Origin of the sequence: Catenulispora yoronensis, assembly GCF_039531695.1 — a bacterium.
Classification (GTDB): Bacteria; Actinomycetota; Actinomycetes; order Streptomycetales; family Catenulisporaceae; genus Catenulispora; species Catenulispora yoronensis.
In genome coordinates, this window is the sequence record NZ_BAAAQN010000006.1 from 259,879 (window position 1) to 277,729 (window position 17,851).

The 17,851-nt window shown below is 72.3% G+C and carries 10 protein-coding genes and 1 pseudogene; 6 read left to right on the top strand and 5 right to left on the bottom strand.

What is annotated here, in order from left to right; genetic code table 11:
• Positions 1 to 20: 20 nt before the first annotated feature.
• The 3 genes from ABD481_RS07840 (at position 21) to ABD481_RS07850 (ending at position 4,808) form a co-directional block, all read left to right on the top strand.
• Positions 21 to 2,060, top strand: coding sequence for a cell wall-binding repeat-containing protein (locus ABD481_RS07840; RefSeq protein WP_344664872.1), 2,040 nt, complete (start codon positions 21 to 23; stop codon positions 2,058 to 2,060).
• A gap of 140 nt (positions 2,061 to 2,200) precedes the next feature.
• Positions 2,201 to 4,096, top strand: a complete 1,896-nt coding sequence (locus ABD481_RS07845; RefSeq protein ID WP_344664873.1) for a glycoside hydrolase domain-containing protein — start codon at positions 2,201 to 2,203, stop codon at positions 4,094 to 4,096.
• A gap of 115 nt (positions 4,097 to 4,211) precedes the next feature.
• Positions 4,212 to 4,808 carry a dihydrofolate reductase family protein gene (locus ABD481_RS07850; RefSeq protein WP_344664874.1) on the top strand — a complete coding sequence of 199 codons (597 nt, stop codon included), beginning with the start codon at positions 4,212 to 4,214 and terminating at the stop codon, positions 4,806 to 4,808.
• On the opposite strand, the gene ABD481_RS07855 is transcribed toward ABD481_RS07850, so the two are convergent.
• Genes ABD481_RS07855 through ABD481_RS07865 form a run of 3 tightly spaced genes read right to left on the bottom strand, consistent with a single transcriptional unit; the run spans position 4,798 to position 9,247 of the window.
• A complete protein-coding gene (locus ABD481_RS07855) occupies positions 4,798 to 5,304 on the bottom strand; it encodes a GtrA family protein (RefSeq protein ID WP_344664875.1) in 507 nt (168 codons plus the stop codon). The two genes, ABD481_RS07850 and ABD481_RS07855, sit on opposite strands and share 11 nt — an antisense overlap.
• Positions 5,304 to 8,180: a YfhO family protein gene (locus ABD481_RS07860; RefSeq protein ID WP_344664876.1), complete on the bottom strand. Its 2,877-nt coding sequence runs from the start codon at positions 8,178 to 8,180 to the stop codon at positions 5,304 to 5,306. Before ABD481_RS07860 ends, ABD481_RS07855 begins: the two co-directional genes overlap by 1 nt.
• Entirely contained in the window at positions 8,177 to 9,247 is a 1,071-nt protein-coding gene (locus tag ABD481_RS07865) for a glycosyltransferase family 2 protein (RefSeq protein ID WP_344664877.1), read from the bottom strand. Before ABD481_RS07865 ends, ABD481_RS07860 begins: the two co-directional genes overlap by 4 nt.
• A 298-nt stretch (positions 9,248 to 9,545) precedes the next feature.
• Between ABD481_RS07865 and ABD481_RS07870 the strand changes: the two genes are divergently transcribed.
• Together ABD481_RS07870 and ABD481_RS07875 are read left to right on the top strand one after the other, a co-directional pair.
• A complete protein-coding gene (locus ABD481_RS07870; protein WP_344664878.1) occupies positions 9,546 to 11,510 on the top strand; it encodes a cell wall-binding repeat-containing protein in 1,965 nt (654 codons plus the stop codon).
• A 247-nt stretch (positions 11,511 to 11,757) separates the two neighbouring features.
• Positions 11,758 to 13,647, top strand: a complete 1,890-nt coding sequence (locus ABD481_RS07875) for a cell wall-binding repeat-containing protein (protein ID WP_344664879.1) — start codon at positions 11,758 to 11,760, stop codon at positions 13,645 to 13,647.
• Between the two features lie 169 nt (positions 13,648 to 13,816).
• Here the strand turns inward: ABD481_RS07875 and ABD481_RS07880 are convergent, their stop codons facing one another.
• Positions 13,817 to 16,105, bottom strand: coding sequence for a heavy metal translocating P-type ATPase (locus ABD481_RS07880; protein WP_344664880.1), 2,289 nt, complete (start codon positions 16,103 to 16,105; stop codon positions 13,817 to 13,819).
• A gap of 156 nt (positions 16,106 to 16,261) precedes the next feature.
• Here ABD481_RS07880 and ABD481_RS07885 point away from each other — a divergent pair, with 156 nt between their 5' ends.
• Entirely contained in the window at positions 16,262 to 17,410 is a 1,149-nt protein-coding gene (locus ABD481_RS07885; RefSeq protein ID WP_344664881.1) for a DUF1906 domain-containing protein, read from the top strand.
• 146 nt (positions 17,411 to 17,556) lie between these two features.
• Here the strand turns inward: ABD481_RS07885 and ABD481_RS07890 are convergent.
• Positions 17,557 to 17,851: pseudogene (locus ABD481_RS07890) on the bottom strand (dienelactone hydrolase); the annotation flags it as partial.

Below are 17,851 nucleotides of genomic sequence, written 5' to 3' on the forward strand. Positions count from 1 at the left end.
GCCTAGGAGCGAACACACTCATGTCTGACTCTTCCGCACGCCGGCCGCTGGCGCTGACCGCGACGCTGGCCACCTCGGTGGCCGCCGCGGCCGGGATGATCTCCCCCGCGAACGCCACCGCGCCCAGCCCCGGCGGCACCGCACACCTGACCATCTCCGGCGGCTCCTCCTCGGCCCCGGCGTCGACGAGCACCGTTGCCGGCACCAAGTACGACCTCGGCTTCGCCGCCGGCGCCCGGGACCTGGCGTGGGCCCCGACCGGCGCCCGCGCGGCGTGGATCGACGCCACCTCCGGCGCCGTGGTCACCGGGATACCCGGCGGCGCGACCACGATGATCGCCCCGGCGGCGGCCAACGGCACCGTGCGGACCCACCCGGCCTGGATCGACGGCGGCGCCCGCGTGGTGTGGTCGGAGAAGGCCGCCGGCGGCAACGCCGTCCTGAAGTGGTCCTACGGCAACGGCCTGGAGAAGGACGCCAACAGCGCGCCGATCGTCCACGACTTCTGGTCGCTGGCCGGCGCCGACGTGCTGCACCCGGACGCGGTCGGCGGCCTGCTGGTGTTCCAGATCAGCGCCAGTGGCAAGCCCGCCGAGGTGCACGCCTGGAACCTCGGCCAGGCCGGCTCGGCCCACTACAAGGTGGCCAACGGCTGGGACCCCTCGATCTCGCCGGACGGCTCGAAGGTCGCGTTCGTCAACTCCGCGGGCAACGTCAACGACATCTACACGGTCGGCACCGCGAACCCCGGGGCCGCCCTGGCCACCCCGACGAAGATCACCGGCCAGACCTCGGCCGCGCCGAACGCCTTCGAGCACCCGGTGTGGACCCCGGACGGCAAGGGCATCGTCTTCCAGTGGCTGGACGGCGGCGGCCACGACTACGACACCCAGTCGGTCAGCGCCACCGGCACCGGTTCGACGGCCTACACCCAGGTGGTCCCCGGCACCCGCGTCCTGGGCCTGCCGGCCTTCCAGCCGCTGGTCCGCTCGCACGTGGTGCGGCTGGCCGGCGCCGACCGCGGCGACACCGCGATCAAGACCTCGCAGTCGCACTGGGCCACCGCGGGCAAGGCCGGTTCGGCCGGCGCCCCGGCCAAGGCCGTCGTGCTCTCCCGCTCCGACCAGTTCGCCGACGCCCTCGGCGGTTCGGCACTGGCCGCCAAGGTCGGCGGCCCGCTGCTGCTGACCCCGACCGCGGGCCTGGCCCCGACGGTCCAGGCCGAGATCCAGCGGGTGCTGGGCCCCGGCGACGGCACCAAGACCGTGTACGTGCTCGGCGGTGAGAAGGCCCTGTCCCCGGCGGTCGCCGACGCGCTGACCAAGCTGCACTACGTCGTGCAGCGCGTCGCGGGCGCGGACCGGTACTCGACGGCGGTGAAGATCGCGCAGACCGTCACCGGCGGCGCGGACAAGGCGCCGGACTACATCCTGGTGGCCACCGGCCAGAACTTCCCGGACGCGCTGTCGGCCGGCGCCGCGGCCGGCTCGATCAACGCCCGCGGCGGCAAGACCGCGGTGGTGCTGCTCACCAACGACAAGCTGATGCCGCAGCCGACCGCGGACTACCTGGCGCCGCTGAACGCCCGCACCAACCTGAACGCCGACCGCTCCAAGCCGGGCAACTTCATCGAGCTGGACAGCGTCGGCAAGCAGGCCGAACTGGCCCTGAGCTCGCACTGGATCCCGCCGGGCTACCAGGCCGGCTCGTTCGCCGCGCTGTCCGGCGCGGACCGGTACGACACGTCGTTCAAGGTGGCGAGCTACTTCTTCGGGTCGGCCAACGCCGCCGGCCTGGCCACCGGCCTGAACTGGGCCGACGCGCTGTCCGGCGGCGCCGAGATGGGCACCGAGCACGGACCGCTGCTGCTGGTGAACCCGGCCGGCGCCACCCTGCCGGCCGGCGTGACCGCGTGGCTGGGCCAGGACGCGGGCCAGTACAACCGGGTCGAGATCTTCGGCGGCACGGTGGCGGTGCCCGCCGCGGTGGACAAGATGGCCGGCGCTTTGGTGGCCGGCCCGGGCGGCGTCGACTACGCGTCGAACCCGCACGTCGACTGACGCTTCGCGGATCGCCGCGAGCAGCACAGATCCCTGAAACAGCAGCACAGATCTCTAAAAACAGCACCAACCGGCGGCGCCGGCTCCGCACCGGAGCCCGCGCCGCCGGCGCACAGCACGAGACAAGGGGCGGGCCCGGCATGTCAGCACTCTTCCATCGATGGCCCAAGCGGGTCGCGGCCGCGGTCGTGGCGACCGCGCTGGCCACGGCCGGCCTGGCCGCCTGGCTGCTGTCCGCGACGGCCTCCCCGCCGGTGCCGCAGGCCGTGCCCAGCACGGTCTACACCGGGCCCGGGTTCGACCCCTGCTCCGCGCCGGACAACGCCTCGATGGACGCCTGGCTCTCCTCGCCCTACCGCGGCGTCGGCATCTACCTCGGCGGCCACCGCTACGCGCCGGGCTGCCGGGCCTCGAACACCGCGAACCTGACCCGGGACTGGGTGGGCCGCCAGGCCGCCAACGGCTGGCGCTTCCTCCCGCTCTACGTCGGCAGCCAGGCCCAGTTCAAGGACAGCCTGGGCAACTACCAAAGCGACTTCGACACCCTGACCCCGGACACCGCCTTCCAGCTCGGCGCCTCCGAGGCCGACGACGCCGCGAACCTGGCCCGCGGCCTGAACTTCCCGCCGGCCTCGGTGATCTACGACGACATGGAGAACTACGACCCCCGGTACACGCAGCTGGTCCTGTCCTACTCCCAGGGCTGGACCCAGGAACTGCACCGCGACGGCTACCGCTCCGGGTGGTACTCCAGCTCCAACTCCGGGATCAAGGACCAGTCGGCCGCCTACGGCCCCGGCTCCCCGGACGTCATCGACGTCGCCAACTGGAACAACGTCAACACCACCGACGACAAGAACGTGAAGCCCTCCCAGTGGGCGAACCACCAGCGCGTGCACCAGACCCAGGGCGGCCACCAGGAGAGCTACGGCGGCGTCACCCTGAACATCGACACCGACTGGTTCGACGTCGGCCAGGCCAGCCGCGCCACCGTGGAGCGCTTGGCGGGCTACGACCGGGACCTGACCGCCGTGCTGGCCAGCGTCCGCACCTTCGACTGCCACGGCTGCGCCAGCCCCGGCCGGGACCAGGCCAAGGCCGCCGTCCTCAGCCGCGACGACACCTTCGCCGACGCCCTCGGCGGCTCCGCGCTGGCCGCCCAGGCCGGCGGCCCGCTGCTGCTCACCGCGCCCGCGGCGATGAACCAGTCGTCCCTCAACGAGCTGCGCCGCATCCTGCCCCCGGGCTCGACGGTCTACCTGCTCGGCGGCACCAAGGCCCTGTCCCCGGCGGTCGAGACCGCGGTGGCCCGGGCCGGCTTCACCACCCGGCGGCTGGCCGGCGCCGACCGGTTCGAGACCGCGGTGAACATCGCCCGCGCCATCTCGCCGGACGGACCGCCCTCCAGCGTCCTGGTGGCCACCGGCACCGACTTCCCCGACGCCCTGGCGGCGGGCGCGGCCGCCGGCGCCCTCGGCATCGCCGCCCAGACCGCGGCGCCCAGCGCCCCGGCCCCGCAGCCCGGCGACGTCTCCCACAACGGCGCCGTGGTCATCCTCAGCGACGGCGCCAAGCTGCCGCCCGCCAGCCGCGCCTACCTCTCCGGCCTGGACCCGGCGGCGACCAAGGCCTACGGCGTCGGCGGCAAGGCGGTGGCCGCGGTCCACGCCGGGTTCCCGGCCTGGCCGGACGGGACGGCCTTCACGCCGCTGTCCGGCTTCGACCGGTACGCCACGGCGGTCGCGGTGGCGCAGCGCTTCTCCTACCTGCCGACCTCGGTGGTCGTGGCCTCGGGCATGAACTGGCCCGACGCCCTGTCCGGCGGCGCGATGGCCGCCCACCGCGGCGTCCCGCTGCTGCTCACCGACCCGAAGGTGCTGGCCGGGGCCACCGGCTACTACCTCGGGACCAAGAACAACCCGATCACCACGGCGACGCTGGTCGGCGGCACGGCGGCGATCTCGGCGGCGTCGGCCGCGGCCCTCGGCGACGCGTTCAGCTACCCCGGACAGTGGGATCTGACGACCATCCGCTGAGCCGCCGGCGCGAAACTCCTGAAACATGTCGAGCAGGTCCCGTCGAGAACCACGGGGCCTGCTCGACGCATCTGTGAGAGGCACTCGCACCCACCATCAGCAAAGGACTCCGCCCATGGCCACCGTCACCGCCAACATGTCCATGTCCCTCGACGGCTTCGTCAGCCACCCCACGGACGGCGTCGCCACGCTGTTCGGCTGGTACTCCCGCGGCGAGGTCCCCGTCGAGACCGTGGAGGACCGCGTGGAGCTGAAGACCAGCGCCGAGGAGGCCGCGGCGCTGGAGGACGCCAAGACCTCGCTCGGCGTCATCGTCTACGGCCGCCGCACCTTCGACGACGCCGACGGCTGGAACGGCACGCATCCGCTCGGCGTGCCGGTCGTCGTGCTGACCCACAGCATCCCCGAGGGCTGGCCGCGCGAGGGCTCCTCGGTCCACTTCGTCACCGAGGGCGGCATCGAGGGGGCGCTGGCCGAGGCCCGCGAACTCGCCGGCGACAAGACCATCGCCGTCGGCAGCGCCGACCTGACCCAGCAGGCCCTGAACGCCGGCCTGCTCGACGAGCTGACCGTCGATCTGGTCGCCGCGATGCTCGGCGAGGGCATCCGGTTCTTCGACCACCTCAAGGGCACGCCGTACGAGCTGCGCCAGACTTGGGTCCGGCCCGGGAACGGCGTGGTCCACCTGGGCTACCAGGTCGTCAAGCCTTGATCTCGCGCTCCGGGGCGTCGACCGGATCGGAGGGCCGGTCCCCGTCCTCCGGGGCGGGCCGGGCCTCCGCCGTCGGCACCGCGGCCTCCGGCTTGAACACCCAGTTCTTGTAGAGCCAGAAGTTGTAGAGCGTGATGATCACCGTGGACAACGGCTTGGCCAGCAGGTAGTTGACCCCGGCCCCGGTCAGCGCGTACATCAGCACCTGCGTGACGCCGAGGTTCACCGCCACCAGGATCGCGAACCGCACCGTCTGCTTGTGCACGGCGCCTTCGCGCGCGCCGTGGTCGGCGAACGTCAGCATGCGGTTGATCGAGAAGTTCACCCCGAACGCGGCGAGGTAGGCCAGCGCCGTGGCGAGCCACAGCGGCAGTCCCGCCAGACCGTGCGTCAGAAACAGCACGACTTCCTCGGTGGCCAGCGCCGTGGCGCCGCTGAACGCGTAGCGGACGAAGGTGTGGTTCACCAGCGTCGTCACCGACTGCTTCACAGGCATCACGACAGCACGTCCTCGGGCACGGACGCCGATCCGGCCGTGCCGGACTCGGCGTCGCCCTTGCCGCCGGCGGCGGCCCGCCGCCGCTCGAACCACCAGACCCCGCCGAGGGCGAGCAGCCCGATCCCGCTGCCGCCGACGCCGGCGTACAGGCCGGGCGGGACGAACGAGAACGAGATCCGGTGGGTCCCGGCCGGGACCGGGACCCCGGTGAACGCCCCGAGCAGCTCGGTGGTCTTCACGGTCTTGCCGTCGACGGTCACCGTCCAGCCGGGAATGCTCGGCACGGAGAAGAAGACGGTCGCCGCGCTGTCGCCGGTCGTGGTGGCGGCCAGCCCGGTGTCGGTCCAGTGGACGTCGCCGACGCCGCCGGCCCGGAGCTGGGCGATCCGGTTGCCGACGGCGGCCGGGTCCAGTCCGCGCACGACGTCGGGCCCCACGCGGTAGGTGTGTCCGGGGGTCAGCGTCGAGCTGGACATCGAGACGGTGAACGCGCCCGCCTGCACGCTGCCGAGGTCCTGGAACCCGGTGGAGAAGCCCTGCGGGTACTGGATGTTGGCCTTGTCCTTGCCCGGATCGACGCCGGGCACCGGCGCGGGCCGGTCCTGGCCGTCCAGGCGCGTGAAGGTCTGGCCGAGGTTGAACGCCCCGGGCGCGTACAGGTAGACCTGGCGGGCCCCGGAGGACTGGCAGTTCCACACGATCTTGCCGGAGGTGCTGCCCGCGCGCGCGGTCTTCGGCAGCGTGATCGTCACGGTGCCGTCGGTACCCGTGGCGACGGTCAGGCCGTCGCCGGTGACGGTCGGCGCGCCGCACAGCGACTGGAACGCACCGGGCATCCCGAACAGCTGCTCCTGCGCGGCGAACGGCGCGTTCTGCGGCAGCGGCCGGCCGAAGTCGGCGAGGTCGTCACCGGTCAGGCGGAACCCGACCGGGAGGGTGTCGTCGATCTTGTAGACGGTCGTCACGTCCGGCACGGCGTCCTTGGCGCCGTGCTTGGTGTCGTCGTACGTCTTCTGCAGCGTGGTGCCGAGCCGGTCGATGGTCCCGTCGGCGGACTCGCGCGTCGTGCCGACCAGGTACTGGTAGCCCAGCAGCGCGTCGGTCAGCAGCGTGGCGCCGGTGTGCGCGGACCAGACGTTCGCCTCGTGGTGCGCGAAGCCCAGGTCCTCCATGGTCTGGTGCAGCTTGCCGGACGACAGCGAGGAGAAGTGGGTGAAGGCGAAGTTCCCGTAGCGCAGGCTGTCGTTGGTGCTCCGCAGGTTCTGGTCGAAGCCCTCGGCCCGGTAGAACTCGTCCGACGCGGGCTGGAGCGATGCCAGCGCGGTGCCGTAGGACGTGGAGGGCGCGCTGTACCAGTTGGTGCGGGTCACCGTGCCGTTGCCGGAGCCCTTCTGCTTGCCGAGGTACCGCTGCCCGAGCAGCTGGGCCGAGCCCACGGCGTCCAGGGCCAGCACCGCGATCGCGGCCACGGCGGCGACCTGCGGCGTGGCCAGCCGCTTCGGGATCCAGGCCAGCCGCTGGGGCAGCGGGTCGCCGGCCGGGCGGACCCGCAGGTACAGCGCGAACGCCAGGAACAGCGAACCGAACACCAGGATCACGGTGTCGAAGCGCACGACGTCCGGGGTGACGACCCGGGGATAGGACTGCCGGCCCCAGTACAGCACCACGAACCAGAACGCGGCGCTGATGCCGAGCCACTTGATCTGCTTCACCGAGTCGACGGCGACCCACGCGCGGAACGCCATGACGGTCAGCAGCGCGACGATCAGGAAGGCGAACCGGTAGGGGAAGGCGTTCGGCATCTGGCCGCCGTGCATCAGCACGTAGAGCGGCTTGACCTCCATCGCGATCAGGAGGAACGCCAGCACCGCGCCGAACGCGATCCGCTCGGCGCGGCGGATGGCGGGGACCACGAAGAACAACGGCACCAGCACGAGGATCAGCGTGGCGGCGCCGACGTTCGGCGACTTGGACGCTGCGTCGTAGGTGCCGCCGAAGAACCGGATCAGCATCGACAGCACCGGGGTCGGCGGGCCGGCCAGCGACTCGGAGTGCAGCTGCGTCTTCTGCTTCAGACCGCCGAGGTAGGTGGGCAGGATGAACACCGCGGACAGCAGCCCGCCGAGCACCCCGGCCAGGGCGAACCGGCCCACGGTGCGCAGGAAGTCCTTGCGCTCGAACAGCTCCCGGACCCCGAAGTACCGCGCGAGACCGTAGAGGGACGCGAACACCAGGATCATGGCGCCGGTGTAGAAGTCGATGATCAGGTTCAGGCCGATCGCCAGGCCCAGCGCGGCGATCCGCCCGGTGGCCAGCAGGCGCTCGATCCCGAGCAGCACCCACGGCAGCAGGTAGAGGGCGTCCAGCCACATGATGTTGAACGCGTAGATCACCGACCACGCGCCGAGGGCGTACGCGGTGGACAGCACCACGATCATCGCCTTGTCCACCGCGCCGTCGCGGTCCCCGCGGAACTTGCGCAGGAACAGCGCCATGCCCAGGCCGGCGGCACCGAGCTTGAGCACCGTGATGAGGGCGATCATCATCGGCAGGCGGCGGTCCGAGCCGAAGGCCGTCAGCAGGCCGAACGGGCTGGTGAGGTAATAGGAGACGATCGGCCAGAAGTTCATGCCGCCGTCGGCGCGCCAGGTGAACAGCAGCGAGCCGTGGCCGTCGAGCGCCTGGGAGAAGTACGAGTAGAACTGCGCGTACTGGTTGTTCATGTCGCTCATGAACGTCGTGTACGCGCCGTGCGGGTCGAACGGGTAGATCCCGCGCCCCGCCAATACCGCCGAGAAGGTCGCCGTCGGGACGAGGAAGGCCAGCACCAGGTAGAGGTTGCGGCGCAGCCCGACGAGGAGGGTTCTGGTCACTGGATTCCGTTCAGCTCACGCGCCCCGGGCACCCCGCCGTCGGTGCCGGTCCCGGTGATCGGGTCCGCGCTCTGGTCCCGCACGACCTCGTTCCGGAACGGCTGGTAGTCCCCGGAGACCGCCAGGAAGTCGCTCTGGTGCCGCAGCGGCCCGGCCTCGGTCTCCTTGACCAGGTAGTGCGGCCGTTGCTTGGCCTCGTAGTAGATGCGCCCGACGTACTCGCCGATCACCCCGACCGTGAAGATCTGCAGGCCGCCGATGCCGACGATGGCCGCGATGGTGGTGACGTAGCCGGGGGTGTGGTTGCCGTGCACCATGGCGGCGACGATGATCACCGCCATGTAGACGAACGAGATGCTGAAGAAAAGGAAGCCCAGATAGATGGCCAGCCGCAGGGGCTTGTTGTTGAACGACAGCAGCGAGTCCACCGCGTAGTTCAGCAGCCGCCGGAACGACCACTTGGTCTCGCCGGCCTCCCGGACCGCGTTGCGGTAGGTGAAGGTGACCGCGTCGAACCCGATCCAGCTGAACAGGCCCTTGGAGAAGCGGTTGTACTCCGGCATGGCCAGCAGCGCGTCCACCGCGCGCCGGGACAGCAGCCGGAAGTCCCCGACGCCGTCCACCAGCTCGACGTCGACCAGCTTGTTGACCAGCTTGTAGTAGGTGCGCGCCACCAGCGTCTTGATCTTCTTGTCGCCCTCGCGGTCGCGCTGGGCGATGACCTGGTCGAAGCCGTTCTTGTGCAGCGCGACCATCCGGCCCAGCAGTTCCGGCGGGTGCTGGAGGTCGGAGTCCAGGATGATCACCGCGTCGCCGCTGGCCCGCTTCATCCCGGCCAGCATCGCCGACTCCTTGCCGAAGTTGCGGCTGAACGAGACGTACTTGGCCTCGGGGTCCTCGGCGGCGATCTTCTTCAGCAGCTCCAGGGTGCCGTCGGTGGAGCCGTCGTCGACGAACACCAGCTCGATCTCGTCCGCTATCCCCCGGGTCTCGGCCCGAACAGCCTCGTGGAGCCTCGGCAACACCGCTTCTTCGTTGAAGCACGGGACGACCAGGGACAGGCGCATGGGTTCTCCGGTTGTGGACGGGGACTGCGGGGCCAGGCTACCCGAGCATGCTGCGTGCCACGGCATTACCAGTGAGGACGCACAGCGACGGTACCGCGTCGCCGTCCGGCCCCGGCAGGAGCGTCCACTTCGACGCCGGCCGCCGGACCCGCGGTGGGCCGAAAGCCGCTTTCCGGACCCGCCGGACCCACGAATCCCACTGTTCACGTCACAAAGCGATAACGGCTATCAACCGCGCCCGGCGGACTGCGTCCTTGCGTGTGTCAGAGCTTTGAACACCAGGTGCCAGGAGTCGCACATGCGCAGTTCACACCTCAAGAAGTCGTTGGCGGCTTCTGCCATCCTCGCCACCTCCGTGGCCTCCGCCGCCGGCCTCGTGCAGAGCGCGAACGCCACCCCGGCCGGCGCCGCGAACTCGCCGCTGACCATCACGAACGGCACACAGAGCGTCCAGGAGAACGGCCACGTCGTCCAGTACGGCGGGAAGATCGACCAGGGCTCCTGGGCGCCGGACGGCAGCCGGATCGCCTACGTCCGCGCCGACGGCGCGGTGGTCACCGAGCACGCCGGCGGCGGGAACATCGCCGTGGTGGCCCCGGCCAAGGCCGGCGTCACGCGCTCGCACCCGACCTGGGTGGCCGGCGGCACCGGCATAGTCTTCGCCGAGACCGGCCCGAGCGGCACCACGCTGAACTCGGTCCCGGCCTACACCGACCCGCACGACGCGGTGGACCAGCACGACCCGCTGAGCTTCCTGGCCGGCCAGCCCTTCACCGAGGGCAGCGAGAAGTCGCCCGAGGCCAACAAGGGCTCGCTGACGTTCGTGCACGGCACCAGCGTCTACATCCAGGACGGCTTCGGCCGCGGCAGCGACGGCCCGCACCTGGTCGCCGCCAACGGCGCCGAGCCGACGCTGTCCCCCGACGGCAAGACCGTCGTGTTCGTCCGCGCCGACGCCGGCGGGAACCAGCAGCTGTGGGCCGCCGCGTGGGACAGCGCGAACCCCGACCACCCGGGCGCCCCGGTGCAGCTCACCACCGACGCGCACGACCACACGAACCCGGCCTTCTCGCCCGACGGCAGCCGGATCGCCTTCGAGAACGGCCCGCACGGCGGGGCCGCGACCGACGTGCAGTCGATCGCCAAGGACGGCTCCGGCCAGCGCCAGGAGTCGGCCCAGCCCGGCGTCCCGGCGTACCAGCCGCAGAACCAGGACACGGTGACCCGGCTGTCCGGCGCCGACCGGGTCACCACCGCCATCGCCGCCTCCCAGGCGCAGTGGAAGAACTCCAGCACCACCAACACCGCCTCCGCCGTCGTGCTGAGCCGGTCCGACGAGTTCGCCGACGCCCTCGGCGGCAGCACGCTGGCGGTCCGGGCCGAGGGCCCGCTGCTGCTCACCCCGACCGACCACCTCGACGCCGGCGTCAAGGCGGAGATCAGCCGGGTGCTCGGCGCGGCGAGCCTGTCCAAGACGGTGTACGTGCTCGGCGGCGAGAAGGCGCTGTCCCCGGCGGTGTTCAACGCGGTCCACGCCATGGGCTACACCGTCAAGCGCATCTCCGGCAACGACCGCTACGAGACGTCCGTGGCCATCGCCAAGGAGGTCACCGGCCTGTTCGGCGGACCGGGCACCGGCTGGGTGCAGCCGGACCGGGTGCTGGTCGCGACCGGCAACAACGCCCCCGACGCGCTGTCGGCCGGCGCGGCCGCGGAGAGCGGCAACGGCGGCGGCCCCGTGGTCGGCGTCGTGGTCCTGACCAACGACAAGACCATGCCCGCGTCCACCGGGGCCTACCTGGCGCAGGTCAAGGCGCACAACAACCCGCAGGGTGCGATCCCGGTCTACGGCGTCGGCGGCCAGGCGGACACCGCGCTCAAGAGCATCGGCTTCCAGCACACCCCGCTGGCCGGCGCCGACCGGTTCCAGACCTCCTACCTGGTGGCGAAGACCTTCTTCGGCGACTGGGACTACGGCAGCACCTCGCCCCGCACCGTCGGCTTCGCCACCGGCCTGACCTGGCCCGACGCCCTGTCCGGCGGCGCCTTCATGGGCCAGCACGACGGCCCGCTGCTGCTGGTCGACGGCAGCGGCCAGCCCTCGAAGGACGCCCAGAACTGGCTGCTGGGCTGGGCCCCGAGCATCAACTCCGGCTACATCTTCGGCGGCCTCAAGGCGGTCCCGGCCAGTGCCTCGGTCGGCCTGCCCGGCCTGTACGCGGGCCCGGCCGGCGCGGTCTCGCTGAGCAACACCAAGGCCTGATCCGCAGCCTGATCCACAGCCTGATCAGTGGCCTGACCGGCGCCTGAACGCAGCCTGAGCAGGGCTCGGAGGCCCCGCTGACACCGAGGGGGAGTCAGCGGGGCCTCCGCATGTCCGAATTCAGGGGATTCCACAGTATGTTCAATCTTCCGGATAACGGCTTGATAACGGATGCAACGGGGCCCGAGGGCCGGGCGTCTCCAGGGGCGACAGGGCAGTGAGACACCGGGTACGGGAGAACAAGGTCATGCTGAACAAGCACCTCAAGAAGTCCATCGCGGCCTCGGCCGTCCTCGCCGGATCGGTGGCCGCGGCGATGGGCTCGGCCGGCGGCGCGCAAGCCGCGCCGGCCGGACCGGCGAACTCGCCGCTGACCCTGGACCGGGGTGCTTGGGCGCCGGACGGCAGCCGGTACGCCTTCGTCGACGCCGACGGCGCGGTCCGCACCCAGCTGGCCGGCGGCGGGGCGCCGATCGTGGTCGACCCGGCCAAGCCCGGTGTCACGCGCTCGCACCCGACCTGGTTCGACGGCGGGGCCGCCATCGTCTTCTCCGAGACCGCCAACGGCGCCTCGAAGCTGGTCTCCGTCCCGGCCTACACCGACCCCCGCGACAAGGTGGCGGAGTCGAACCCGATCACGTCCGCGAACATCGGGCCGCTGGGCACGGAGACCGCTCCGGACTCCAACGGCAAGTCGCTGGTGACGCAGCACCACAACGCCGCCAACGGCCACGACGAGGTCTGGATCCAGGACGGCTTCGGCGGCGGCACCGACGGACCGCACCTGGTGACCGACAACGGTCTCACCCCGACCCTCTCGCCGGACGGCAAGACCATCGTGTTCGTCCGCCCGGACGCCGCCGGCGACCAGCAGCTGTGGTCGGCGGCGTGGACCTACCAGACCCCCGGAGCCCTGGGCGCCCCGGTCCAGCTCACCCACGACGCCGCCGACCACACCAATCCGACCTGGTCGGCCGACGGCGCCCGGATCGCCTTCGAGCAGGGTCCGGGCCACGGTGCCGCGGCCACCTCGGTGCAGTCGATCGCCAAGGGCGGCGGCGACCAGCGCCAGGAGGCCGACCACGCCGGCGTCCCGAACTACCAGCCGCTGGTCAAGGACACGGTGACCCGGCTGTCCGGGGCCGACCGGATCGGCACCGCGCTGGCCGCCTCGCAGGCCCTGTGGCCGACCGCGCCCTACCACTCCGCCCCCGGCAGCAAGGTCGGCCAGGCCGCCGCGGTGGTGCTGGCCCGCCAGGACCTGCCGTTCGACGCGCTCGGCGGCAGCACCCTGGCGGCGGAGAAGGGCGGGCCGCTGCTGCTCACCTCCGGCGCCGCGCTGGACCCCAAGGTCAAGGCCGAGATCGTCCGGCTCCTCGGGCCGGCCGCCACCACGGGCTACAAGCCGACCGTCTACATCCTCGGCGGCGAGCAGGCGGTCTCGGCGAACGTGCTCAACGCCGTGAAGGCGATGGGCTACCAGGTGAAGCGCCTGTCCGGGCCGGACCGCTACACGACGTCGGTCGCGATCGCCAAGGAGATCGGCGCCGACGGGCCGATCCAGCAGGTCCTGGTCGCCACCGGCGAGGACTTCCCCGACGCGCTCTCGGCCGGAGCCGCGGCCGACTCGTTCCAGGACCGGGGCGCGCCCGGGTTCGGCGTCGTGGTGCTGAGCCAGGGCAAGACGCTGCCGGCCCCGGTCGCCGACTACGTCAAGAGCCGGCCGGCCGCGAAGGTCTTCGGAGTGGGCGGGCAGGCCGACACCGCCCTCACCCAGGCCCACGTCACGCACACCGGGGTGGCCGGCAGCGACCGCTACCAGACCTCGTACCTGGTGGCCAAGACCTTCTTCACCGCCCCCGACAGCGTCGGCCTGGCCACCGGCGCCACCTTCCCGGACGCCCTGTCCGGCGGCGCCTTCATGTCCCGGATCAGCGGCCCGCTGCTGCTGGTCAACCCGACCACCGGGCTGCCCTCGACCCAGGCCCAGGGCTGGCTGTCGGGCCTGTCGTCGGCGATCGGCAACGCGTACATCTTCGGCGGCACCGCGGCGCTCGGGCCGAACGTCGCGACGAACATCGCCGGCGACATCTCCGGCCCGGCCGGCGCGAACCAGGTGGCCAACCCGCGGGTCTGACCCGTTCCGGCCCGCCACGGCCAGCACGACCAGCACGGCCAGCACGACCAGCACGACCAGCACGACCAGCACGAAAGCTCAGCATCACCGCACAAGCCGGAAGCCCCGCCGATCGACTCCTTCAAGGTCGGCGGGGCTTCCCGTTTTCAGCGTTCTCAGCGCCGCGTCCTCACCGGAACCGCCGCAACCGCAGGCTGTTGCTCACCACGAAGACCGACGAGAACGCCATCGCCGCCCCGGCGATCATCGGGTTCAGCAGCCCGGCGGCGGCCAGCGGCAGGGCCGCCACGTTGTACCCGAAGGCCCAGAACAGGTTGCCCTTGATCGTGCCCAGGGTGCGACGGGACAGCCGGATCGCGGTGGCCGCGGTGCGCAGGTCGCCGCCGACCAGGGTCAGGTCGCCGGCCTCGATGGCGGCGTCGGTGCCGGTGCCCAGGGCCAGGCCCAGGTCCGCCTGGGCCAGCGCGGCCGCGTCGTTGACGCCGTCGCCGACCATCGCCACCACCCGGCCCCGCTCCTGGAGCCGTCGGACCGCCTCGACCTTGCCCACCGGGAGCACCTCGGCCAGCACCTCGTCGATGCCGACCTCGGCGGCCACGGCGCGGGCCACGGTCTCGTTGTCGCCGGTGAGCAGGACCGGGGTCAGGCCCAGGGCCCGCAGCTCGCGGATCGCCTCGGCGCTGGTCGGCTTCACGGCGTCGGCCACCTCCAGCACCGCCCGCGCCCGCCCGTCCCAGCCGACCGCGATCGCGGTACGGCCGGCCGCCTCGGCGCCGGCCTTGGCCGCCGCCAGCTCCGGGGACAGGTGCTGGGCCCACTCGGCCAGCAGCTTCTCCCGGCCGACCACCACCGCGTGCCCGGCCACCACGCCCTGCACGCCCAGGCCCTCGACGTTCTCGAAGCCCTCGGGCTCGGGCAGCGCGCCGAACCGCGCCAGCGCGGCGGCCGCGACCGCCTTGGCGATCGGGTGCTCACCGGCGTGCTCCAGGGCGCCGGCCAGCCGCAGCGCCTCGTCCTCGGACTCGCCCTCGGCGACGGTGACGCCGACCAGCGCCATCGCTCCGGTGGTCACGGTGCCGGTCTTGTCCAGCACGACGGTGTCCACCTTGCGGGTGTTCTCCAGCACCTCCGGGCCCTTGATCAGCACGCCGAGCTGCGCGCCGCGGCCGGTGCCGACCATCAGCGCGGTCGGGGTGGCCAGGCCCAGGGCGCACGGGCAGGCGATGATCAGGACACTGACCGCGGCCGCGAACGCCGTCGCCACGCCCTCGCCGCTGAGCAGCCAGAACGCCAGGGTGGCCAGCGACAGCAGGATCACCGTGGGCACGAAGACCGCGGAGATCCGGTCGGCCAGCCGCTGCGCGGCGGCCTTGCCGTTCTGCGCGTCCTCCACCAGCCGGGCCATCCGGGACAGCTGGGTGTCGGCGCCGACCCCGGTGGCCCGGACCACCAGCCGGCCGGAGGTGTTCACGGTCGCGCCGGTGACCTGGTCGCCGGGCGCGACGTCGACCGGGACCGACTCGCCGGTGAGCATCGAGGCGTCGACCGCCGAGCGGCCCTCCTCCACCACGCCGTCGGTGGCGACCTTCTCGCCGGGGCGCACCACGAACCGGTCGCCGACGGCCAGCCCGCCGATCGGGATCCGGACCTCGGCGCCGTCGCGCAGCACGGCGACGTCCTTGGCGCCCAGCGTCATCAGGGCCCGCAGCGCGGCGCCGGAGCGGCGCTTGGCCTTGTGCTCGAAATAGCGTCCGGCCAGGATGAACGCCGTCACCCCGGACGCGGCCTCCAGATAGAGGGAGTCGGAGCCGTCGGTGCGCGCGATGGCGAAGTCGAAGCCGTGCTTCATCCCGGTCATGCCGGCATCGCCGAAGAACAGGGCCCACAGCGACCACAGGAAGGCCGCCGAGACACCGACCGAGACCAGCGTGTCCATGGTGGCGGCGCGGTGCCTCAGGTTCGTCCAGGCCGCCTTGTGGAACGGCCAGGCCGCGTAGGTCACCACCGGCGCGGCCAGCGTGAGCGAGGCCCACTGCCAGTTGCGGAACTGGAGCGCCGGGACCATCGCCATCAGGATCACCGGGACCGACAGCACGACCGCGGCGGTCAGGCGCTGCCGCAGGGCGGTGGCGCGAAGCTCGTCCGTCAGCTCGGCGGCGGTCCGGACCGGCTCGCCCTCGGGGCCCGGGACCGCGGCGGCCGCGGGCGGCTCGGGCAGCGCGGCGGTGTAGCCGGCCTGCTCGACCACGGCGACCAGGTCCTGCGGGGCGTAGCCGGCGGGGAAGGAGACCTTCGCCTTCTCGGTCGCGTAGTTCACGGTCGCGGTGACGCCGTCGAGCTTGTTCAGCTTGCGCTCGATCCGGTTGGCGCAGGACGCGCAGGTCATCCCGCCGATGGCCAACTCGACGTCGGTCAGGGGACCGGTCGGCACCGGCGCCTCCAGGGTGGTGTCCGTCATCGCTGCCTCCGTACAGGGACGTTCCTCAGTGTCTCACCACCGCAAACGTTATACCCCCTGGGGGTATTCCGCCAGGCGCTCGTCGACTGATGTGACGATTGCGCCGCCGGGGTTCCGTTACGTGATCCCTCGCGACCAGCGGGTAGGCCGGAGGTCATGAGCCTGACTGCCCTCGCCGCCTGCGCGGCTGTCCTGGCCCTGAGCTGCTCCGATGTCACCGCGGCCGCGGTCGCGCCGCCGCCGGCGCTCCGGACGGTGCGTTATGCCGGCGCCTCCGTCCGCGTCCCCGCCGACTGGCCCGTGCACGATCTGGCAGCCGAACCGCATACCTGTATGAGGTATGACCGGCACGCCGTGTACCTCGGCGATCCCGGCCCCGACCAGGACTGCCCGGCGGTCGCGGTGGGCCGCGCCGCGACGGTGCGGATCGCCTCGGACGGCACCGTCACCCGCACCCGCGACGCGCAGCACGGCGGACCCGGCGACGGCGACCGGGGCGACCGCGACCGCGACGCCGCCCGCTACGGCGAAGTACCGCAGCCGGTCCCCCGGCCGCGCGCCGCCCGCCCGAAGGTCGAGCCCGCCGCCACCTACTCCGGCCTCGGGTTCGACACCTGCGCGGCGCCGTCCGCGGACGTGATGCAGACCTGGGCCAAATCCTCCCCGTACCACGCCACCGGCGTCTACATCGGCGGCATCGACCGCGCCTGCCCGGACGGCAACCTGACCCCGGACTGGATCCGCAAGGTGGACGGCCAGGGCTGGAAGTTCTTCCCGATCTACGTCGGCCGCCAGGCGCCGTGCTGGAAGGACCCCGGCGGCGGCCACCCGGCGCTGATCCAGCGCAGCCGCCGCTGGACCCAGGGCGTCGAGGCGGCCAACGACGCGGCGAACCGCGCCGACTACTTCGGCATCGCGCAGGGCAGCCCGATCTACTTCGACATGGAGTACTACCCGCGCTCGGACCAGAACTGCGTACAGGACGTGCAGGCGTTCCTGAGCGCGTGGACCGACCAGCTGCACGCCCGCGGCTTCGTCTCCGGGATCTACAGCAGCTCCGGCGGAGCGATCGCCGACATGGCGCTGGTCTACGACAGCGGCGCGGCCTACCGCGCGGACGTGGCCTGGTACGCGCACTGGGACAAGAAGCCGCAGCTGTTCGGCGACCCGACGCTGAGCGACAGGTACTGGCCCGGGCACCGCCGGATCAAGCAGTACACCGGCGGGCACAACGAGACCTACGGCGGGAAGCGGCTCAACATCGACCTGAATGTGCTGGACGCGCCGGTGGCCGCTTTGGAGTGAGGGGCTCGAAGGCGCACGGAAGTTCGCGCACGATCGGTGTTGAGGCGTTGAGGTGTTGAGGCGTTGAGGTGCCGCAGAGGTTCGCGGGGCCCGAGGCCCGGAGCCCGAGCGAATGCTCCTGGGTCCGGGCGCTCCGCACCCTTCGGTCAGCGCTCCGAAGGCCGACCCGGCCGGGTCGCCGGGCGCCGCCCCATCGTCCCGCGCTGCGGCGTGGCCGGAGCCTGCGCCGGGGCCGGCGCCGGACGGCGCGGCGGAAGCTGGTTCCGGTCGCTGGAGCGGCCCGGGTCCTGCTGCTCGCTGAGCCCCATCCGCCGTTCGAAGTCGTCGCGCGGCGGCTGCTGACGGGGACGCGGCGGCTGGCCGGCGGCACCGTTCGCACCGGCCGCGGGCGCGGGGCGGGGCGCGGCAGCCTGCGGCGGACGCGGCTGGTGCGACGGCCGG